Source organism: Streptomyces sp. NPDC047130 (assembly GCF_040643475.1).
In the GTDB taxonomy this organism is placed as follows: domain Bacteria; phylum Actinomycetota; class Actinomycetes; order Streptomycetales; family Streptomycetaceae; genus Streptomyces.
Map to the genome: position 1 here is coordinate 13,615 of NZ_JBEYUK010000040.1, position 18,935 is coordinate 32,549.

Genomic DNA, 18,935 nt, shown 5'->3' on the forward strand with positions numbered 1-18,935 from the left:
CATTCTCCCAGGTGCGGCCCCCACGGTGAAAACGCCTTTCCCTCCAGCCCCACCGCACGGCGAAACGGCGAGGCGGGCGCGGTGTCCAAGATGGGATACTGGCCGGGCCCACCCATCTTCGAGGAGAACGGCACCCACTCCATGACCTCGGTCAAGTCCCTCACCGCCTCCGTCCACGCGCGCCTCGCGGACGCCCTCTCGGCTGCCCTGCCGGAGGCCGCTCCCGCGGACCCGCTGCTGCGACGAAGCGACAGGGCTGACTACCAGGCCAACGGGATCCTCGCCCTGGCCAAGAAGGCCAAGGCCAACCCGCGCGAGCTGGCCACGCGGGTCGTGGAGCAGGTCGTCTCCGGTGACGTGATCAAGGACATCGAGGTCTCCGGCCCCGGCTTCCTCAACGTCACCGTCTCCGACAAGGCGATCACCGAGAACCTCGCCGCGCGCGCCGCGGACGCCTCGGGCCGCCTCGGCGTCCCGCCGCGCGAGGTGACCGGCACCACGGTCATCGACTACGCGCAGCCGAACGTCGCCAAGGAGATGCACGTCGGCCACCTGCGCTCCGCGGTGATCGGCGACGCGGTGCGCCGCATCCTGGACTTCACCGGGGAGAAGACGGTCGGCCGCCACCACATCGGCGACTGGGGCACCCAGTTCGGCATGCTCATCCAGTACCTGATCGAGCACCCGCACGAGCTGGACCACAAGGCCGACCCGCAGGCGGACGTCGAGGCGGCCGGCGAGGAGGCGATGTCCAACCTGAACCGCCTCTACAAGGCCTCCCGCGCGGTCTTCGACTCCGACGAGGAGTTCAAGACCCGTGCCCGCAAGCGCGTCGTCGCCCTGCAGTCCGGCGACGAGGAGACCCTCGCCCTCTGGCAGCGGTTCGTGGACGAGTCGAAGATCTACTTCTACTCCGTCTTCGACAAGCTGGACATGCCGGTGGCGGACGAGGAGATCGTCGGCGAGTCGGCGTACAACCCGATGATGGCCGAGACCGCCCGCCTCCTGGAGGAGTCCGGCGTCGCCGTCCGCTCCGAGGGCGCGCTGGTCGTCTTCTTCGACGAGATCCGCGGCAAGGACGACAAGCCGGTCCCGCTGATCGTGCAGAAGGCCGACGGCGGCTTCGGCTACGCCGCCTCCGACCTCTCCGCCATCCGCGACCGCGTGTTCACGCTCAAGGCCGACACGCTGCTGTACGTGGTGGACGCCCGGCAGGCGCTGCACTTCCGCATGGTCTTCGAGACGGCCCGCCGCGCCGGCTGGCTGAACGAGGACGTGAAGGCCGTCCACCTGGAGTTCGGCACGGTCCTCGGCAAGGACGGCAAGCCGTTCAAGACCCGTGAGGGCGAGACCGTCCGCCTCGAGGACCTTCTCGACGAGGCCTCCGAGCGGGCGGCGTCGGTCGTGCGCGAGAAGGCGGAGAACCTGCCGGAGGGCGAGCGCCTCACCGAGGAGGAGATCCTCGAGCGCGGCGCCCAGGTCGGCGTGGGCGCGGTCAAGTACGCGGACCTGTCCACCTCCGCGAACCGCGACTACAAGTTCGACCTCGACCAGATGGTCTCCCTCAACGGCGACACCTCGGTGTACCTCCAGTACGCGTACGCCCGTATCCGCTCCATCTTCCGCCAGGTCGGCGACCTCCAGCCGGTCGCCCACCCGGAGCTGGAGCTGCACGAGGCGGAGCGCGCCCTGGGCCTCCACCTGGACGCCTTCGGCGACCTGATCACCGAGGCCGCCGCCGAGTACGCCCCGCACAAGCTGACCGCCTACCTGTTCCAGCTGGCGTCCCTCTTCACGACCTTCTACGACAAGTGCCGGGTGAAGGACGCCCCCACGCAGGAGCTCCGGGAGAACCGCCTCCTGCTCTGCGACCTCACCGCCCGCACCCTCCACAAGGGCCTCGACCTCCTGGGCATCCGGACCCCGGAGCGCCTGTAGTCCCACCCGGTCCCGAGACCCCCGGAGGCCCGGCGCGTTCCTCGCGCCAGGCCTCCGGCCGTCGTTGTCGGCGCCGCCCCCTACAGTCCGGGCCCATGGCAAGCCTTCCCAACGCCCTCGCGAACCCGTCCTCCGTGCTCCGGCTGCCGCCGGGCCGGCTCGTCGACGCCACCGTCGACGGGCCGTGGCACGAACCGCTGCTCTGGTGCGGCGACAAGCCCGTGGCCCCCGGCGACTGGGCCTCGCTGCGGGCGGCCGGCCGCGACCTCGGGCTGCTGCCCGTCCTCCTCGACGTCGACACGCCGCGGGGCGGCCCCGAGGACTGGGACCTCGACCCCGCCCGCGTGTCGTACCCCGGCGACCACGACGCCCGCGAGGTCCTGGACTCCTACCGGTCCGACTTCGCGGAGGACGCGGTGGAGGACGGGCCCGAGGCCGAGGACGGGCACGGGGCCGGGTACGGGCACGGGGACGACCCGGTCGGGCGGAACGCCGCCCCCGACGCCTGGCAGGGCCTCGCCCCCGCCACCGAACCCCACCCCGACCCGGACCGCGACGCCGCCGACACCGCGGACATCCTCGCCGACGGCGTCCCGTGGCTCCACCAGCCGCGCCCCGCCCTCGTCCCGGCCCGCCGCAGCGCGGACATACCCGCCGCCATCGGCTGGACCGGCCCGGTGAACCACGACAACGACGTGGCCCGCCTCTGCGCCGTCCTGCGCTCCTGGGAGGACCGCTTCGGCGCCCGCGTCCTCGCCCTCACCTTCGACCAGCTGGTCCTCTCGGTCGCCGCCCCGCCCACCACCCTCCAGCACGCCGAGGCGGTCGCCGCCGAGCACTACGCCTTCTGCCCCGACAACATCGACCAGGGCATCCACCCGCTCCCCCGCTACGCGCGGGAGGCGGTCCTCGACACCCACCTGTGGCGCTTCTGGTGGGACTGAGCCGGCGCACCGCTCCGTGCCCGACGTGCGCCGGAAGCCCGCCCATGACGTCCGGTGCGGCGTGGTGCGGCGCCCACTCGCGGCACACCTCCTCGAAGCGCTCACCCGGCCTCGTCCCACTCGCACCACACCGCCTTCCCCGGCGCCCCCGGCCGCGGGTCGACGCCCCAGCGGTCGCCGAGCGCCGCCACCAGGGGCAGCCCGCGCCCGCCCTCGGCGTCGCCCGATCCCTCGCGGATCCGCGGGCGGCCGGGCCCGCTGTCGTGGACCTCCACCCGCAGCACGCCGTCCCCGTACCGCATCCGCAGCAGCAGGCCGCGGCCCGGCGGCACCCCGTGCAGCAGCGTGTTGGTCACCAACTCGCTCACGCAGAGCGCCACTTCCTCGGTCCGGCCGGCGAGCCCCCACTGCTCGAGCACGCCCACCGCGAACCGCCGCGCCGCCCGCGCCGATCGCCTGTCCCGCCGGTAGAACCGCTCCCGCAGCCCGGCGTGTTGCATCACCTCGTTCACGGGACGACTGTCACCCTGCGCGACTACAGTGCACAGTGCGTGAGCCCGTACTCGCTGCCGGTACGAGCACGACCAGGGAGGCGCCGCATGCCGACGTCGCGCAGGGCCAAGAACCCGTCCGCCATGCGCCTGCTCGGCGCGCAGATGCAGACGGCACGCCGCGCCGCGGGTCTCACCCAGCGGTCGCTGGCCGACGCCGTGCACGTGGACGCGGAGACCATCGCCTCCATCGAGCAGGGCCGACGCCGCCTGATGCCGGACCTCGCGGGGCGGCTGGACCAGGCCCTCGGCACGCGCGGCCTGCTGGCGGCGGGCGTGGAGAACCTGCCGGAGATCGACCAGTTCCCCATGTACGCCGAGCAGTACATGGTTCACGAGCGCGAGGCGATCGCGCTGTCCTGGTACGACGCACTGGTCGTCCCCGGCATCCTCCAGACCGAGGAGTACGCCCGCGCGGTCCTGCGCGAACGCGTGCCGGTCTACGACGAGGACGAGATCGAGGCCAAGACCGCCGCGCGCGTGGCCCGCCAGGAGATCCTCCGGCGCAGGACGCCGCCGATGCTGAGCTTCGTGGTGTGGGAGCCGGTACTGCACCTGGAGATCGGCGGACCCGCGGTGCGCCGCGAGCAGTTGCGGCGACTGCGCGAGTGCGCCGAACTCCCCGGCGTCAGCCTGCAGTTCCTGCCGATGCGGACCTCCTCGCACGCGGGGGTGAACGGGCCGTTCACACTCCTGGAAACGCCGGAGCACCAACTCCTCGCCTACGCCGAAGGACAGCGCGGCAGCCAGTGGGTATCCGACCCGGACGAGGTGTCCATCCTGGCCTGCAAGTATGCGATGCTGCGATCGCAGGCCCTGAGCCCGCGTCAGTCCAGGGACCTGCTCGACCAACTGCTGGGAGGCACACCGTGAGCACCGCACTCACCTGGTTCAAGTCGAGCCACAGCGGCAGCGAGGGCGGCCAATGCCTCGAAGTCGCCCACGAGTGGCGGAAGTCGAGCTACAGCGGGGACGAGGGCGGCCAGTGCGTCGAGGTCGCCGGCTGCCCGCACGCCGTGCACGTGCGGGACTCGAAGAACCCCGACGGCCCCACGTTCCACGTCGGGCCGGCGGCCTGGGCGGCGTTCACCGCCGGGGTCACGCCGCGACGGTGACGGCCGGGTACTTCGGGCTGTCGCCCCACTTGTTGGGGCCCGGCTTCCCGTCGCGCAGGGCGAGCCACCAGAGGACGAGCACGCCGAGCGGGATGAGCGCCCACAGGACCATCAGCCCGGAGTTGCCCGTGTCGTGCAGCCGCCGGATCAGCGTGGCCACGCCCAGGCCGGTGAGGTAACCCACGACGACCGTCAGGGCGAGGTCGAGGGCGCGGACGTCGGTGAGCCCCATGAGCACCAGCGCCAGCTGGTTGCCCGCCGTCATCACCACCGCGTACCGCCAGAACTCCGCCCGGCGGGCGCGCCCTCGGACGGACCCGCCCTTCCTGAACACCGTGGCGATGTGCTCGTGCACCATGCCGTCCCCCTTCTCCGGCGCGTACCCGCGCGACAGGTGACCGGCGAACCGCAGGACACGGTGCTGAAGCTACGACCCTTGTCCGAGGCCCGTCAACGATCTTTCAGCCGTCGCCGTCCCCGCCCGCGTCGGCCTGCCGCTCGGCGTACGCGGCGGCGGCCTCCTCCAGCAGGCTCCAGCCGTCGACCCACGCCTCGCCCCGGACGTCGGGGTCCCAGCCACGCGCCAGCGCCACGTCCAGCAGGGCCCGGACGGCGCCCGGCGTGTGCAGGTTGAGGTGGGCGCCGTGCACCAGGCCGACGTCCCCGCTGCCCGAGGGGAACCCGTCGGCGACGATCCGCCCCGGCCCTCCGTCGAACACGATCCGCAGCGGGCCGCCCGAGCCGGAGGGCTGCGGGGACAGGGTCAGCAGCTGGCTGCAGCGCACGCCGCCGCTGCCGTCCGGCACCCGGTGACGGTGGCGCTGGTTCCACAGGTACGTCCGCCCGTCGGCGGCCAGGCGGCGGGATGCGTTCTCTCGGCGCGGCACGGGGTCGACCGTACCGATCCGGTCAGGCCCGCGCCCGGCCGCTGTGGCGCAGCCGGAGCCGGCGGCGGGGGTGCGAGCGGGGTTGCAGGGTCCAGTTGCGCTCCTCCGCCATCCGCAGGACGTGGCCGGCGCCGACGCCGCGGAAGAAGCGCGCCCGGAGGACCAGTTCACGGTCCCAGGGGCGGAAGCCCGAGGACGTCTCCGCCCGCCGGGTCGCCTTCTCGACGCGCCGGTCCACCCTCGCCCGGTAGTACTCCGTGTCCCCCTCCCGCGTCAGCGAGACCGGGGTCACGCACCAGAGCGGAACGAACGGCATCCGGCCCAGCGTGGCGTCGAGCATCCGCACCGCCCCCCTCTCGGCACGCGGCACCAGGAGGACGAACAGCTCGGCGAACGGCGCCACGCAGTACAGGCAGAACGCCAGGAGGAGCCACACCACCCACCACAGCGGCAGGAACACCAGCGTCAGCGGAAGGAGCACCAGCCAGCGCAGCGCGGCCGAGCGGGCGGGCAGCGGTCCCCAGGCGGGGTCGTCGAGGCCCGGACGCGTGGGCGGGACCGCGGGTGCGGACGGCGCGGACGGCGGCGTGGACGGTGTGGACATGGACGGCGGCTCCCCGGATTCGCCCTCACTCGGGGCGGCACGCCCACGGGCGAGGGCGACTGTACCCAAGCGAGAACACCGCGGGGAGCCCACCCCGGCACCGGCTGCACCGGCTGCACCGGCTACCGCAGCATGCGCGCCGCCTCCACCGCCCAGTAGGTGAGGATGTTCTGCGCCCCGGCCCGCTTGATGCCGGTCAGCGTCTCCAGGATCGCCTTGTCGCGGTCGACCCAGCCCTTCTCCGCGGCGGCCTCGACCATCGAGTACTCGCCGGAGATCTGGTACGCCGCCACCGGCACGTCCACCGCTTCGGCGACCTTGGCCAGGATGTCGAGGTACGGGCCGGCCGGCTTGACCATGACCATGTCCGCGCCCTCCTCCAGGTCGAGGGCCAGCTCGCGCAGCGACTCGCGGACGTTGGCGGGGTCCTGCTGGTACGTCTTCCGGTCGCCCCGGAGCGAGGACCCGACGGCCTCGCGGAACGGGCCGTAGAAGGCGGAGGAGTACTTGGCGGTGTAGGCGAGGATCGAGACGTCCTCCCGCCCGATCTGGTCGAGCGCGTCGCGGATGACGCCGATCTGGCCGTCCATCATGCCGCTGGGGCCGACGACGTGGGCGCCGGCGTCCGCCTGGACCTGGGCCATCTCCGCGTACCGCTCCAGCGTCGCGTCGTTGTCCACCCGGCCCTCGTCGTCCAGGACGCCGCAGTGGCCGTGGTCGGTGAACTCGTCCAGGCACAGGTCGGACATGACGATCAGGTCGTCGCCGACCTCGGCCCGCACGTCGCGCAGCGCGACCTGGAGGATCCCGTCCGGGTCCGTGCCGCAGGTGCCGAGGGCGTCCTTCTTGTCGTCCTCCGGCACGCCGAACAGCATGATCCCGGAGACGCCGGCCTCGACCGCCTCGGCCGCCGTCTTCTTCAGCGTCTCCCGCGTGTGCTGGAAGACGCCCGGCATCGAACTGATCGGCACCGGCTCGCTCACGCCCTCCCGCACGAAGGCGGGAAGGATGAAGTCGGCGGGATGCAGCCGGGTCTCGGCCACCATGCGTCGCATCACGGGGGTCGTACGCAGCCGCCGCGGCCGCGTACCGGGGAAGGAACCGTACGTCGTCATGCCCTCCACGCTACGCCCGCGGGAGAGGACGTTTTGCCGACGCCTGGTCGGCCCGCGGCGGCCGTGCGGCGGTTCGTCGGCGTCCTGGCCCTGGTGATGCTCGCCGTCGCCTCGCTGATCGCGCGGCACGACGGAGGACGGACCGGGGCCCCCGCCCCTCGGCGCCGCCGCTGAGGGCCGCACCTCTTGGTCCGCCACGGGAGGCGGGCCCCCGGCCTCGACGTACGGGACGTCCGGAGGCCGAGGGCCCAGCTCCTCGCCGGCCGAGCCGGCCGAGCCGGCCGGGTCGACCGGCCGGGTCGACCGGCCGGGCGCCGCGTCACCAGGCCAGGGCCTGGTCCATCTCCTGCTGCCAGTAGGTGACCGTGTGGGTGCTGTCGACGTACACGCCGCCCGAGGGGAGGGTGACGGTGGAGGAGCCGGGCCCCGCGTCACCCGAGCGGGCCGCCAGGGTGACCGTCACCTTGCGGGCGGTGCGGCCGCCCTCGCCCTCACCGGTGGCCGCGGCGGTCATCACCCCCGCGTAGGCCGACTCTCCCGGCTCCAGCGTCACCACCGCCTGCGGCACGCTGGCGTCCACCACCGGCACGGCCGCCTGCGCGGCGTCGAACCGCAGGAACGGCGCGTGGTAGGCGAAGCAGGGGACCTTGCCGGTGTTGGTGGCGGTGACCAGCAGGTGGTTGATCGGGCGGGAGACGGAGGTGACGACGATCTTGGTGTTGGCGGCGGTGCAGGCCACCGGGGAGGCGTCGGAACCGGACCCGGAGCCGGAGCCCGAGGCGCCGGCCGAGCCGCCCTTGTCGCCGCCCCCGGTGCCGCCGGAGCCGCCGGTGCCGTTCGCGGATCCGGCGGTGTCCTTCCCGTTGCCGGAGGCGCCGTCGGTCGACCTGTCCGTGCCGGCCGGCTCGGTGTCCGAGCCGCTCTCCGTGTTCTCGGGGGCGGTGGAGGAGTGCGAGCCCTCCGAGGAGGGGGCGGAAGCGCCGGCGTCCGCGCCGCTCTCGCAGGCGGTCAGCGAGAAGGCGGCGAACGCGGCGGTGGCGACGGCGAGGACACGGACACGGGGGCGGCGGAAGGCGAGAACACGCATGGCGAAATACCTCTCAAGGCAGTGGAGTTCGGCAGGCCGCTCGACCTGTCGACCGGAGCGGCGTGCTTGGATGACCACAGCTTGTGGGCAGTTTCGTCCCACCGGCGCCGATGCCGGGGCGTACGGGACGCTGGAACGTTCCCGGCGCCCTGACCAGCCAGAACGCGGTCGCCTGGAACGCCCGGACGGGACGTCCCGGGCGACGGACGACGACGGACGAAGGGGAGAGGGACCGTGACGGGGGAAGAGCGCACCGCCGAGTTCGCCGAACGGCTGCGGGAACTGAAGGAGCGGTCGGGGCGCAGCTACGGCATGCTCGCCAAGCGGCTGCACATGAGCACGTCGACCCTGCACCGCTACTGCAACGGGGATGCGGTTCCGGCCGATTACGCGCCGGTCGAGCGCTTCGCCCGGGTGTGCGGGGCGTCGCCCGAGGAGCTGGTGAGCCTCCACCGGGCCTGGGTCCTCGCCGACGCCAACCGCCGCCGCGCCACGCCCACCGCGGACGACGCGCCGGGGGCCGCGGACGACGCGCCAGCCGCCGCGGGCACCGCTCCGGGGGCCGCGGAGAGCGCCCCGGCCGCAGCGGGCACCGCCGCTCCGGGGGCCGCGGAGAGCGCGAGCCGGCCCGCACCCGCCGACGGGGCCCCCACCGCTCCGGGGGCCGCGGAGAGCGCGAGCCGGCCCGCACCCGCCGACGGGGCCCCCACCGGGGAGCCGGACACCCCGGTGCACCGCCCCTCCGGCGTCCCGGCCGCCACCACGACCGGGGTCACGACCGGGGCCGTGGACGGCGGCGCGGCCGGGACCGCCGCCACGGCCGACCACCCCGTGGCCGGGCCCACGCCCACCTCGGACGCGCCCGCCGACGCCCACCCGCGCGCCCGCCGTCGCCTCCTCGTCGCCTCGGCGGTGGCCGCCGTCGCGTCGGTGGTGCTCGCCGGCACCCTGATCACCCGCCACGGCCCGGACGGCGGCGACGCACCCGACCGCACCGCGGCGGCGGGCGCGCAGGCGTCCCCCACCGGCGCCCGCGCCTCCGCCTCCCCGTCCGTCTCCGCCTCACCGGACGGGAGCCCGGACAAGGACAAGGACAAGGACAAGAACCGGGACGGGAGGAGCGCCGGCCCCGCCTCCCCGTCCGCCGCCCGGGACAAGGCCGACGCCCCCGCCGCCACCGGCACGCCCCTGACCGTCTCCACCCGGCCCCACGTGTGGGAGGGCCCCTGCAGCCAGCACTACCTGGTGAACCGCCCGCCCGCCGAGGTGCCCCCGCCGCCCGCCGAGCCGGACGCCGCCGGGTGGGTCGCCGCGCTGGGCGCGGTGCCCGCGGGCGACCAGATGATCGCGCTGACCGTCCAGGCCTCCGGGAAGGAGACCGTGGTCCTCGACGCGCTCCACGTCCGGGTCCTGTCGTCCTCCGCCCCGCTCGCCTGGAACGACTTCGCCATGGGCGTCGGCTGCGGCGGCAACGTCTCCACCCGGTCGTTCGACGTCCGCCTCGACGATCCGCGCCCCACCGCCCGGCCCCGGAACGGCCAGGGCGCCTTCCCCTACAAGGTCACCGCCTCCGAGCCCCTGGTCGTGTACGTCACCGCGCACGCCGCCGCCCGCGACGTGCGCTGGGCACTGGACCTGGAGTGGTCCAGCGGCGGCCGGTCCGGCACGATCCGCGTGGACGACAGCGGCAACCCCTTCCGCACCAGCGGCAACAAGGGCCGCCCCCGGTACGACTACCCGCTGGGCGGGACCTCCTGGAACGTTCCCCTGGAGTGACCCGCCCGCCCGGGACGACGAGGCCCGCAGGGCACAGGGGGCACGGGGGACGTGGGCGGCGTGGACAGCACGGGGGACACGGGGGACACGGAGGAGACGGACGGCGTGGACGACACGGGGAACGCGGGGAGCCTGGCGGCGACGGCGGAAGGCCGCGGCACCGAGGACCCGGAGCAGGACGCCGTCTGGGACGCCCTGTTCGACGGCACCCGGGGCGAACCGCCGCTGGACGCCTGGGCGGAGGCCTTCGCCTTCCACCCGGACGCCCCGCCCTCCCTGCTGCTCCGCGCCCTGGAGCCCCGCTCCCTGCTCTTCCACCGCCGCTTCCCGCCGCACGTCCTGGAGACCGTACTCGTCCACCGGGATCCCAGGATGCGGCTGGGCGCCTTCGAGCTCCAGCCGCTCACCCCGGAGCAGCGGTCACGGATGATCCTGGCCGAGACGGACGAGCGGACCCGGCGTCAGCTGGCCATGATCGCCGGGGAGTACCGCCACGAGCTCACCGAGGAGGCGTACGAGCGGCTCGCCTCCGACCCGTCCGCCCGCATCAGGTCGGAGGCCGTCGGCCTCACCGGCCTCCCGGTCCGGCTCGCCCTCCGACTCGCCGAGGACCCCGACCCCGGCGTCCGCGCGTACGCCCGCCGGACGGCCTGGGACCACCTGGGACCCGCCGCCCGCCGGGCCGTCCTCGACGACCCCCGCCCCGAGATCCGGCGGGCCGCCCTCCTCCTCCACCACCGGGACCACCCGCTCACCACCGCTGTCCTCGAGGCCGAAGGGCTGGACCGGGAGGCCGTCCGGAACTGCCTCCTCGCGGACGACCTGGTGGACCACGTGCTCCGCCACCCCGACGCCTCCTGGCGCGCCGCCCTGGCCGACAACGTCCGCGTCCGCGCGGAGGACGCGTTCCGCCTGCGCGACGACCCGGACCCGGCGGTGCGCGGATGCCTGGCCCTCCGCCCGGACCTCACCGAGGAGCAGCGCGCCGCGGTGGAGATCGACTTCACCCCCGAAGGGCGCCACTTCCTCCCCCTGTGGGTCTTCGACCTGCACGACGATCCCGGGGCGATGCGCCGCCTCGCCCGTTCCGCCCACCCGCTGGTCCGCCGCGCGGTGGCACGGGCCCGCCGCCTCCCGGCGGACGTCGTCGAGCGCCTCGCCCGGGACGAGGACCGCGTGGTCCAGCTCTTCCTGGCCGAGTCCTGCGACGACGCCCCCGCCGAGATGCTGCTCCGCGTCGCCGCGTGGTGGTCGGGCAGCCTCAGCTTCCCCGGCCGTCCCGGCAACCACCCCAACTTCCCCCGCGAGGGGCTGCTGCGGTTCGCCGACGACCCGAACCCGAACCTCCGCCGGCTGGCCCTTCACGACCCCGCCGCCACCCCGGACGTGGCCGAACGGCTCCTCGACGACCCGGACCCGGACGTGCGGTACCGGGCGGCCGCCGATCCCCGGCTGCCGGCCGCCACCGCGGTGCGGCTCCTGACGCACCCGGACGACCGGATACGGCACGCCGCCCACCACCACCCGGGGCTGCCCGCCGACGTCCTGGTCGGCCTGCTGCTGGATCCGGAAACCGCCGAGTGCGCCACCGACCACCCGGGAGTCCCGGAACGGGTCGTGCGCCGGATGCTGGACCTCGCCGTCCGCTGAGCCCTCGTGGCGGGGCACGCCCTCAGGCGGTTCCCCCGACCGCCGCCCGGTCCGCGCCGGCGAGGATCGCGTCCACCGTCCCGTCCGGGTCCTGCGCCGACGTGTCGAGCCACAGCCCGAGCCGCGGCGTGTCCTCCCGCAGCAGCCGGTCGAAGGCCTCCACCGTCCAGCCGCCGCCGTACCCGCTCTTGGGCCGTCCGGCCTCCCGCTCCCGCACCGCGGCCGCCGACGGGGCGAGCACCACCACGTACAGCGGCCGGGTCCGCACCCGCGCGACGAAGCGCGGCAGGTCGTCGCCGAGCAGGATGTCCTGCACCACGGCGGTGAACCCGGCCTCCGCGTACCCGTCCGCCACCGTCGCGGCGAGCCGTTGCCGCAGGTCGAGCTGGGCGAGCGCCTCGGCCGACCCCTCCGGTGACATCTCCGCGCGGCCGGAGACCACCATCCGGCGGAAGAGGTCGCCGCGGACGTGCGCCGCGCGCGGCAACCGCGCGGCCAGCCGCTCGGCCACGGTGGACTTCCCGGCGGCCATCACCCCCGTGATCAGCAGGACCGCGCCGCCCGGCAGGCCGCCGGTCACTCACGCACCAGGCAGAACGGGTGGCCCACCGGGTCCGCGTACACCCGGAAGGACCGCCCCGGTTCTCCCGCGTCGAGCAGCCGGGCGCCCAGCTCCAGCACCTCCGCCTCGGCGGCGTCGAGGTCGGGGACGCCCAGGTCGAGGTGGAACTGCTGGGGGCGCGACGGGTCGGGCCAGGCCGGCGCCCGGAGGTCAGGGGCCTGCTGGAAGGCGAGGACGGCGCCGCCCGGGGTGTGGAGCGTGGCCCAGGTCTCGTCCGTGGACCAGCGCGGGTCCTTCCTGTCCACCTCCCCGCCGAGCACCCGCTGGTAGAACGCCGCGAGCTCGCGCGGCCGGGGACAGTCGATGACGACGCACTGCAGGGTGGCGATCATGCGTCCGAGCCTAGGGACCGGGCCGTGGCGAAGGCGAGCGAAATGCCGAGGGCGACCACGGTCGTGCCGACCGCCCGGCGCAGCGGGACCTGAGGCCGCGGCGCCCGCGGACCAGCCACCGCGAGCGCGGGTGCGACGGCGGCGGCCGACGGCTCGGCCACCGGAAACCCCAGGTGGGAGGGGGAATGACCACGCGGGACGGGGGCAACCGGATGATCGTGCCGTCCCCCGTACCGCCCGTCCGGTGCCGCCCCGCCAACGGGACGTGCCCCCGTCCCGGGGTCCCGGGGACGGGGGCACGCGTGGCCGGTGCGGGCGGCGCCTCAGCTGGTGGTCGCCCGGCGGCGGCGGGCGCCGGGGCGGCGCTCGGAGGGCCGGGTGACCGGGTCGCCGGCCGCCAGCGCGGCCTCGCGCCGCTTGGCGCCGAAGTCCGCGAGCGCGGCCGCCAGCTTGGTGACCGACGGCTCGGGGGCCATCACGTCGACCCGCAGACCGTGCTCCTCGGCCGTCTTGGCGGTCGCCGGGCCGATGCAGGCGATCACCGTGACGTTGTGCGGCTTGCCGGCGATGCCGACCAGGTTCCGCACCGTCGACGACGAGGTGAAGAGCACCGCGTCGAAGCCGCCGCCCTTGATGGCCTCACGGGTCTCCGCCGGAGGCGGCGAGGCGCGCACGGTGCGGTACGCCGTGACGTCGTCGACCTCCCAGCCCAGCTCGATCAGCCCGGCGACCAGGGTCTCCGTGGCGATGTCGGCGCGCGGCAGGAAGACGCGGTCGATCGGGTCGAAGACCGGGTCGTACGGCGGCCAGTCCTCCAGCAGACCGGCGGCCGACTGCTCGCCGCTGGGCACCAGGTCCGGCTTCACGCCGAAGGCGATCAGCGCCTTGGCGGTCTGCTCTCCGACGGCCGCGACCTTGATGCCCGCGAAGGCGCGCGCGTCCAGGCCGTACTCCTCGAACTTCTCCCGGACCGCCTTGACGGCGTTGACCGAGGTGAAGGCGATCCACTCGTAGCGGCCGGTGACCAGGCCCTTGACCGCGCGCTCCATCTGCTGCGGGGTGCGCGGCGGCTCCACGGCGATGGTCGGCACCTCGTGCGGCACCGCGCCGTAGGAACGGAGCTGGTCGGAGAGCGAGACGGCCTGCTCCTTGGTCCGCGGCACGAGGACCTTCCAGCCGAACAGCGGCTTGGACTCGAACCAGGAGAGCTGGTCGCGCCGGTCGCCCGCGGCGGCGCGCTCACCGACCACGGCTATGACCGCGCGGCCGCCGTCCGCGGACGGCAGGACCTTGCCCTGCTTGAAGACCTGCGCGATGGTGCCCAGCGTCGCCGTCCAGCTGCGCTGGCGGGTCGTGGTGCCGGCCACCGTCACGGTGAGCGGGGTGTCCGGCTTCCGGCCGGCCGAGACCAGCTCGGCGGCGGTCGCCGCGACGCCGTCCAGGGTGGTGGAGACGACCACGGTGCCGTCGGAGGCGCCGAGCTCGGTCCAGCAGCGGGCGCTGGCGGTGCGGGCGTCGACGAAGCGCACGTCGGTGCCCTCGTCGTCGCGCAGCGGCACGCCGGCGTACGCGGGGACGCCGACGGCGGAGGCGATGCCGGGCACCACCTCGTACGTCACGCCCTCCGCGGCGCAGGCGAGCATCTCGCGGGCCGCGTCCGAGTCCAGGCCGGGGTCGCCCGTGACGGCACGGACCACCCGCCTGCCGGACCGTACGGCCGCCATGACAAGATGAACGGCATCGCGTTCCGCCGGAACGGCAACGGTTGTTGACGTGCCGTCAACCACCGTCAGCTGCGGCGCGTCCGCGTCCGTCCCGGTGCTCTCCAGGACGGCGCCCGGCCTGGCGTGTGCCCGCACCACGTCGAGCACGTCGGGCTCACCGACGAGGACGTCCGCGTTCGCCAGGGCCTCCACTGCGCGCAGTGTCAGCAGGCCCGGATCGCCGGGCCCGGCACCCAGGAAGGTGACGTGCCCGTGGTCGTGACCGGCGGGAAGGGTGGTGGGGCTCACTGTGCTCGCTCCCCCATCAGACCGGCCGCACCCCGGGCAAGCATCTCCTCCGCGAGTTCGCGGCCGAGGGCCATCGCCTGCTCGTGCGTCTGGGGTACGGGACCGGTGGTGGACATCTGCACCACGCGGGAGCCGTCGGTCGTGCCGACGACGCCCCGCAGGCGCATTTCCTTGACAATCTGCCCGTCCCCCAGAAGGCCGGCCAGGGCACCCACGGGTGCGCTGCAGCCGGCCTCCAGGGCGGCGAGCAGTGAACGCTCGGCGGTCACGGCGGCCCGCGTGAGCGGGTCGTCGAGCTGCGAGAGTGCGGCGACCAGCTCTGCTTCCGCCGGCGTCCGCGCCGTCCTGCACTCCACGGCCAGGGCTCCCTGGCCGGGGGCGGGCAGGACGGTGTCGACCGGCAGGAAGTCGGTGATCTCGTCCGCGCGGCCTATCCGGTTCAGTCCGGCGGCGGCGAGCACGACGGCGTCGAGCTCCCCGCTCTCCACGAACCCGATCCGGGTGTCGACGTTGCCGCGGATCGGCACCGTCTCCAGCTCCAGGCCGTGGGCCCGCGCGTACGCGTTGAGCTGCGCCATCCGGCGCGGCGACCCGGTGCCCACGCGGGCCCCGCGCGGCAGGTCGGCCAGCTTGGCGCCACCGGCCGCGACCAGCACGTCGCGCGGGTCCTCGCGGACCGGTATCGCGGCCGGCGTCAGGCCCTCGGCCGGCTGGGTCGGCAGGTCCTTCAGCGAGTGGACCGCGAAGTCCACCTCGCCGCGCAGCAGCGCCTCGCGCAGGGCGGCGACGAACACGCCGGTACCGCCGATCTGCGCCAGGTGCTCGCGCGAGACGTCGCCGTGGGTGGTGATCTCGACGAGCTCGACGGGCCGGCCGGTGACCCGGCTCACTGCCTCCGCCACGTGCCCGGACTGGGCCATGGCGAGCTTGCTCCGCCGGGTGCCGAGCCTCAAAGCCTTCTCTGTCATGCTCGCCCTCGGTTCTTGGCGTTGGCGTCGATCAGGGTGCTGCCGACCGGGCTGTCTCGGTCGGTGTCGGTCGCGGTGCGGCCGGCTGCCTTGTCGGCCCGGGAGACGGACGCCACCGTCTCCGGGTCGAGGTCGAACAGGGTGCGCAGGGCGTCCGCGTAACCGGCGCCACCCGGTTCCGCGGCGAGCTGCTTGACCCGCACGGTCGGCGCGTGGAGCAGCTTGTCCACCACCCGCCGGACGGTCTGGGTGATCTCCTGGCGCTGCTTGGCGTCGAGATCCGGCAGCCGGCCCTCCAGCCGGGCGATCTCGCCCGCCACCACCTCGGCGGCCATGGAGCGCAGCGCCACCACGGTCGGCGTGATGGTCGCGGCCCGCTGGGCGGCGCCGAACGCGGCGACCTCGTCGGCGACGATCCGCCGCACCTGGTCCACGTCGGCGGCCATCGGCGCGTCCGCGGAGGCGTCGGCCAGCGACTCGATGTCCACCAGGCGCACACCGGCGAGCCGGTGCACGGCGGAGTCCACGTCACGGGGCATCGCCAGGTCCAGGAGGGACAGGACGGGCTCGGGACGGACGGTCTCCACGGCCTCCGGACGGCGCCGCTCGGGGATCCGGCCCACGACGGCCGCGGTCGCGGCCAGCGCGGTGACCAGCTCCGGGTCGGGCTCCGGACGCACGTCCTGCCCGGCGCGCGCGGCCTCCAGGCGCTCCGCGTCACCGCGGTCCACCCAGGCGCCGTGCTGCTCCAGCGTGGCGGCGTCCATCCCGGCCACGGCCGCCTCGCCGGAGGCCGGGAAGTCGGCGGCGGGCGCGCCCTGCGGCAGCCCGGTGAGCTCGACGGCGTCGACCGGGCAGCCCTCGGCGGGCTTCGCCGCGCCGGTGCGGGCGCGGGAGTCCGTCCGGGGAGCGGCGCCCTCGGCGGCCCCGGTCGGACCGGCCGGGCCGACCCGGCCCTCGACGGCGGCGGCCACCGTCGCGGCGGTGAGCACCAGCCCGGTCGCGCCGGTGCAGGACACGGCGATGTCGGCGCGGGCCAGCTCCTCGGCGACGGCGTCCATCGTCACCGCGCGGGCGCGCACGGAGGACTCGCCGTTCTCGGTGAGGATCTGCGCGAGCCGCTCGGCCCGCTCCACGGTGCGGTTGGCGACCACGACCTCGGCGACCCCGCCCCGCGCCAGCGTGGCGGCGGCCAGCGAGGACATCGAGCCGGCGCCGATGACCAGCGCCCGCCTGCCCTCCAGCCAGGACGGCACGTCGGCGCCGTCCGCGAGCTGCTCCAGGCCGAAGGTGACCAGGGACTGCCCGGCGCGGTCGATGCCGGTCTCCGAGTGGGCGCGCTTGCCGACCCGCAGCGCCTGCTGGAACAGGTCGTTCAGCAGCCGCCCGGCGGTGTGCAGTTCCTGCGCCTGGGCCAGGGAGTCCTTGATCTGGGCGAGGATCTGGCCCTCGCCGACCACCATCGAGTCCAGCCCGCAGGCCACCGAGTACAGGTGGTGGACCGCGCGGTCCTCGTAGTGCACATAAAGATAAGGAGTGAGCTCCTCCAGCCCCACCCCGCTGTGCCGGGCCAGGAGCGTGGACAGCTCGGCGACACCGGCGTGGAACTTGTCCACGTCGGCGTAGAGCTCGATGCGGTTGCAGGTGGCCAGCACCGCGGCCTCGGCGGCCGGCTCGGCGGCCACCGTCTCCCGCACCAGCTTGGCCTTCGCCTCGGCGCCCAGCGCGGCGCGCTCCAGCGCGCTGACCGGCGCGCTGCGATGGCTCAGCCCGACGACGAGCAGACTCATGCCGGCATCACGGCGGGGGCTTCCCCGTCGGTGCCCTTCGGGTCGGCCGCGTCCATCGCCGCGGCCGCGGCGGCGCTCTTGGCGGCGGCCGGGGCCGGCATCGCGCCGGCGTCGCCGGACGCGTCCTCGCCGGCCTTCCGCTGCTCGTGGAAGGCCAGGATCTGCAGCTCGATGGAGAGGTCCACCTTGCGCACGTCGACGCCGTCCGGGACGGTCAGCATGGTCGGCGCGAAGTTCAGGATGGAGGTCACCCCGGCCCCGACCAGACGGTCGCAGACCTGCTGGGCGGCCCCCGCGGGGGTGGCGATGACGCCGATGGAGACGCCGTTGTCGCGGACGATGTCCTCGAGCGCGTCGGCGTGCTGGACGGGGATGCCGGCGACCGGCCGGCCCGTCATCGCCGGGTCGGCGTCGATCAGCGCCGCGACCCGGAAACCGCGGGAGGCGAAGCCGCCGTAGTTGGCGAGCGCCGCGCCGAGGTTTCCGATGCCGACGATGACCACGGGCCAGTCCTGGGTCAGGCCCAGCTCGCGGGAGATCTGGTAGACGAGGTACTCGACGTCGTATCCGACGCCGCGCGTTCCGTAGGAGCCCAGGTACGAGAAGTCCTTGCGCAGCTTCGCGGAGTTGACCCCGGCGGCGGCCGCGAGCTCCTCGGAGGAGACCGTCGGCACGGAGCGCTCCGACAGAGCGGTCAGCGCACGGAGGTACAGCGGAAGCCGGGCGACGGTGGCCTCGGGAATCCCTCGGCCACGGGTCGCCGGTCGGTGAGTTCGGCCAGTTGCCACGATGCTCCTGCGGGTAGAGCGGGGCTGGGGGCGGCCACACGTCCCCGGACCGCCTCGTCGGATGCAGGCTATGTCTTTGTGAACGTGTGCACAAAGATGGTGTCCGTTTTGCCCCACCGACGTGACCGGGGTCACGCGATGTTCGCGTACGCGCGCGGAACCACCGGCAGGACGCCCGGGTCCCTCACTCGACGGGGACAAAGCAGCACACGCTCCTCTTCAGATGCACGCCCCCGCAAGCAAATTCGTGGTAAATCCTATGCGACCGAAGGGAGTCGACCGCACGGTTACGGAGCGCGAAACCCCAGGTCAGCGGGTTTTTCCCGGTCCGGGTGAGAGCTATCTCTCCCCCCTCGGGCCTCTCCTGCCTCCTCAGCGGCGCCCCATTCGTGAAGACGATCACGACCTCGTCACGATCCGCGCGGTCGTCACGCCTGCGCGTGACCGCCCCGGGGGGCCGGTCCGGACGCCCCGGGGACGCGGGAGAATGGCGGGCATGAGTGGTCTGGTGACATTGATCGGCAAGCCCGGGTGCCACCTCTGCGAGGACGCGGAGAAGGTCGTGGCCAAGGTCTGCGACGAACTCGGCGTGCCCTGGGAGCAGAAGGACATCACCCAGGACGAGGAACTCCACCGCGCCTACTGGGAGCAGATCCCGGTGGTCCTGATCGACGGGCGCCAGCACACGTTCTGGCGGGTCGACGAGTCCCGCCTGCGCGCCGCCCTGACCTGACCCCGGGGGCTGCGGGGGCGGCG

Annotated in this window: 20 protein-coding genes; 8 read left to right on the forward strand and 12 right to left on the reverse strand. The window is 74.4% G+C overall.

Features of this window, described 5'->3' with window-relative positions; genetic code table 11:
• Positions 1-141 precede the first annotated feature (141 nt).
• Together argS and ABZ836_RS28775 are read left to right on the forward strand one after the other, a co-directional pair.
• Complete coding sequence (argS, locus tag ABZ836_RS28770; RefSeq protein ID WP_356137343.1) at positions 142-1,938, forward strand: arginine--tRNA ligase; 1,797 nt, start codon at positions 142-144, stop codon at positions 1,936-1,938.
• A 95-nt stretch (positions 1,939-2,033) separates the two neighbouring features.
• Entirely contained in the window at positions 2,034-2,882 is an 849-nt protein-coding gene (locus tag ABZ836_RS28775) for a DUF4253 domain-containing protein (RefSeq protein ID WP_361147008.1), read from the forward strand.
• A gap of 101 nt (positions 2,883-2,983) precedes the next feature.
• Here the strand turns inward: ABZ836_RS28775 and ABZ836_RS28780 are convergent, their stop codons facing one another.
• Positions 2,984-3,382 (reverse strand): ATP-binding protein, encoded by a 399-nt coding sequence (locus ABZ836_RS28780; RefSeq protein WP_361147068.1) that lies wholly within the window; start codon positions 3,380-3,382, stop codon positions 2,984-2,986.
• 99 nt (positions 3,383-3,481) lie between these two features.
• Here ABZ836_RS28780 and ABZ836_RS28785 point away from each other — a divergent pair, with 99 nt between their 5' ends.
• Both ABZ836_RS28785 and ABZ836_RS28790 read left to right on the forward strand, forming a co-directional pair.
• Positions 3,482-4,306, forward strand: coding sequence for a helix-turn-helix transcriptional regulator (locus ABZ836_RS28785; protein WP_361147011.1), 825 nt, complete (start codon positions 3,482-3,484; stop codon positions 4,304-4,306).
• Positions 4,303-4,548 (forward strand): DUF397 domain-containing protein, encoded by a 246-nt coding sequence (locus tag ABZ836_RS28790; RefSeq protein WP_361147013.1) that lies wholly within the window; start codon positions 4,303-4,305, stop codon positions 4,546-4,548. Before ABZ836_RS28785 ends, ABZ836_RS28790 begins: the two co-directional genes overlap by 4 nt.
• Here the strand turns inward: ABZ836_RS28790 and ABZ836_RS28795 are convergent.
• The 4 genes from ABZ836_RS28795 to hemB all read right to left on the reverse strand — a co-directional run bounded on the left by ABZ836_RS28795 (position 4,532) and on the right by hemB (position 7,154).
• Positions 4,532-4,906, reverse strand: coding sequence for a DUF805 domain-containing protein (locus tag ABZ836_RS28795; protein WP_361147016.1), 375 nt, complete (start codon positions 4,904-4,906; stop codon positions 4,532-4,534). The two genes, ABZ836_RS28790 and ABZ836_RS28795, sit on opposite strands and share 17 nt — an antisense overlap.
• Positions 4,907-5,009: 103 nt before the next feature.
• Positions 5,010-5,435, reverse strand: a complete 426-nt coding sequence (locus ABZ836_RS28800; protein ID WP_361147019.1) for a hypothetical protein — start codon at positions 5,433-5,435, stop codon at positions 5,010-5,012.
• A 22-nt stretch (positions 5,436-5,457) separates the two neighbouring features.
• Positions 5,458-6,039, reverse strand: coding sequence for a hypothetical protein (locus ABZ836_RS28805; protein WP_361147022.1), 582 nt, complete (start codon positions 6,037-6,039; stop codon positions 5,458-5,460).
• A gap of 122 nt (positions 6,040-6,161) precedes the next feature.
• A complete protein-coding gene (hemB, locus tag ABZ836_RS28810; RefSeq protein ID WP_356137296.1) occupies positions 6,162-7,154 on the reverse strand; it encodes a porphobilinogen synthase in 993 nt (330 codons plus the stop codon).
• A 33-nt stretch (positions 7,155-7,187) separates the two neighbouring features.
• Here hemB and ABZ836_RS28815 point away from each other — a divergent pair, with 33 nt between their 5' ends.
• The gene (locus tag ABZ836_RS28815; protein ID WP_361147025.1) at positions 7,188-7,328 is read left to right on the forward strand and encodes a hypothetical protein; all 141 of its coding nucleotides are present in this window, start codon (positions 7,188-7,190) and stop codon (positions 7,326-7,328) included.
• A 145-nt stretch (positions 7,329-7,473) separates the two neighbouring features.
• On the opposite strand, the gene ABZ836_RS28820 is transcribed toward ABZ836_RS28815, so the two are convergent.
• Entirely contained in the window at positions 7,474-8,241 is a 768-nt protein-coding gene (locus ABZ836_RS28820; protein WP_361147028.1) for a DUF4232 domain-containing protein, read from the reverse strand.
• A 234-nt stretch (positions 8,242-8,475) separates the two neighbouring features.
• Between ABZ836_RS28820 and ABZ836_RS28825 the strand changes: the two genes are divergently transcribed.
• Complete coding sequence (locus ABZ836_RS28825) at positions 8,476-10,017, forward strand: helix-turn-helix domain-containing protein (RefSeq protein ID WP_361147031.1); 1,542 nt, start codon at positions 8,476-8,478, stop codon at positions 10,015-10,017.
• A 105-nt stretch (positions 10,018-10,122) separates the two neighbouring features.
• Positions 10,123-11,667 carry a PE-PGRS family protein gene (locus ABZ836_RS28830; RefSeq protein ID WP_361147034.1) on the forward strand — a complete coding sequence of 515 codons (1,545 nt, stop codon included), beginning with the start codon at positions 10,123-10,125 and terminating at the stop codon, positions 11,665-11,667.
• Positions 11,668-11,689: 22 nt separating this feature from the next.
• Here ABZ836_RS28830 and ABZ836_RS28835 read toward each other — a convergent pair whose 3' ends face one another.
• The 6 genes from ABZ836_RS28835 to ABZ836_RS28860 form a co-directional block, all read right to left on the reverse strand.
• A complete protein-coding gene (locus tag ABZ836_RS28835) occupies positions 11,690-12,247 on the reverse strand; it encodes an AAA family ATPase (protein ID WP_361147036.1) in 558 nt (185 codons plus the stop codon).
• Positions 12,244-12,621 carry a VOC family protein gene (locus ABZ836_RS28840; protein ID WP_356137306.1) on the reverse strand — a complete coding sequence of 126 codons (378 nt, stop codon included), beginning with the start codon at positions 12,619-12,621 and terminating at the stop codon, positions 12,244-12,246. The genes ABZ836_RS28835 and ABZ836_RS28840 overlap by 4 nt, the downstream gene beginning before the upstream one ends.
• Before the next feature lie 323 nt (positions 12,622-12,944).
• Positions 12,945-14,633, reverse strand: coding sequence for a bifunctional uroporphyrinogen-III C-methyltransferase/uroporphyrinogen-III synthase (locus ABZ836_RS28845; RefSeq protein WP_356137308.1), 1,689 nt, complete (start codon positions 14,631-14,633; stop codon positions 12,945-12,947).
• Positions 14,630-15,601 carry a hydroxymethylbilane synthase gene (gene hemC / locus ABZ836_RS28850; RefSeq protein ID WP_361147040.1) on the reverse strand — a complete coding sequence of 324 codons (972 nt, stop codon included), beginning with the start codon at positions 15,599-15,601 and terminating at the stop codon, positions 14,630-14,632. Before hemC ends, ABZ836_RS28845 begins: the two co-directional genes overlap by 4 nt.
• Positions 15,598-17,391 carry a glutamyl-tRNA reductase gene (locus ABZ836_RS28855; RefSeq protein ID WP_356137312.1) on the reverse strand — a complete coding sequence of 598 codons (1,794 nt, stop codon included), beginning with the start codon at positions 17,389-17,391 and terminating at the stop codon, positions 15,598-15,600. The genes hemC and ABZ836_RS28855 overlap by 4 nt, the downstream gene beginning before the upstream one ends.
• Entirely contained in the window at positions 17,388-18,179 is a 792-nt protein-coding gene (locus tag ABZ836_RS28860; RefSeq protein WP_356137314.1) for a redox-sensing transcriptional repressor Rex, read from the reverse strand. The genes ABZ836_RS28855 and ABZ836_RS28860 overlap by 4 nt, the downstream gene beginning before the upstream one ends.
• A gap of 496 nt (positions 18,180-18,675) precedes the next feature.
• Between ABZ836_RS28860 and ABZ836_RS28865 the strand changes: the two genes are divergently transcribed.
• Positions 18,676-18,912 (forward strand): glutaredoxin family protein, encoded by a 237-nt coding sequence (locus tag ABZ836_RS28865; protein ID WP_356137316.1) that lies wholly within the window; start codon positions 18,676-18,678, stop codon positions 18,910-18,912.
• Positions 18,913-18,935 lie beyond the last annotated feature (23 nt).

What these genes read in the sequence shown, in the direction of transcription:
- ABZ836_RS28855 (WP_356137312.1), bottom strand. Translation starts at nt 17,391, where the DNA reads ATGAGTCTGCTCGTCGTCGGGCTGAGCCATCGCAGCGCGCCGGTCAGC.
- hemC (WP_361147040.1), bottom strand. Translation starts at nt 15,601, where the DNA reads ATGACAGAGAAGGCTTTGAGGCTCGGCACCCGGCGGAGCAAGCTCGCC.
- ABZ836_RS28780 (WP_361147068.1), bottom strand. Translation starts at nt 3,382, where the DNA reads ATGCAACACGCCGGGCTGCGGGAGCGGTTCTACCGGCGGGACAGGCGA.
- ABZ836_RS28840 (WP_356137306.1), bottom strand. Translation starts at nt 12,621, where the DNA reads ATGATCGCCACCCTGCAGTGCGTCGTCATCGACTGTCCCCGGCCGCGC.
- ABZ836_RS28820 (WP_361147028.1), bottom strand. Translation starts at nt 8,241, where the DNA reads ATGCGTGTTCTCGCCTTCCGCCGCCCCCGTGTCCGTGTCCTCGCCGTC.
- argS (WP_356137343.1), top strand. Translation starts at nt 142, where the DNA reads ATGACCTCGGTCAAGTCCCTCACCGCCTCCGTCCACGCGCGCCTCGCG.
- ABZ836_RS28795 (WP_361147016.1), bottom strand. Translation starts at nt 4,906, where the DNA reads ATGGTGCACGAGCACATCGCCACGGTGTTCAGGAAGGGCGGGTCCGTC.
- ABZ836_RS28865 (WP_356137316.1), top strand. Translation starts at nt 18,676, where the DNA reads ATGAGTGGTCTGGTGACATTGATCGGCAAGCCCGGGTGCCACCTCTGC.
- ABZ836_RS28805 (WP_361147022.1), bottom strand. Translation starts at nt 6,039, where the DNA reads ATGTCCACACCGTCCACGCCGCCGTCCGCGCCGTCCGCACCCGCGGTC.
- hemB (WP_356137296.1), bottom strand. Translation starts at nt 7,154, where the DNA reads ATGACGACGTACGGTTCCTTCCCCGGTACGCGGCCGCGGCGGCTGCGT.
- ABZ836_RS28785 (WP_361147011.1), top strand. Translation starts at nt 3,482, where the DNA reads ATGCCGACGTCGCGCAGGGCCAAGAACCCGTCCGCCATGCGCCTGCTC.
- ABZ836_RS28775 (WP_361147008.1), top strand. Translation starts at nt 2,034, where the DNA reads ATGGCAAGCCTTCCCAACGCCCTCGCGAACCCGTCCTCCGTGCTCCGG.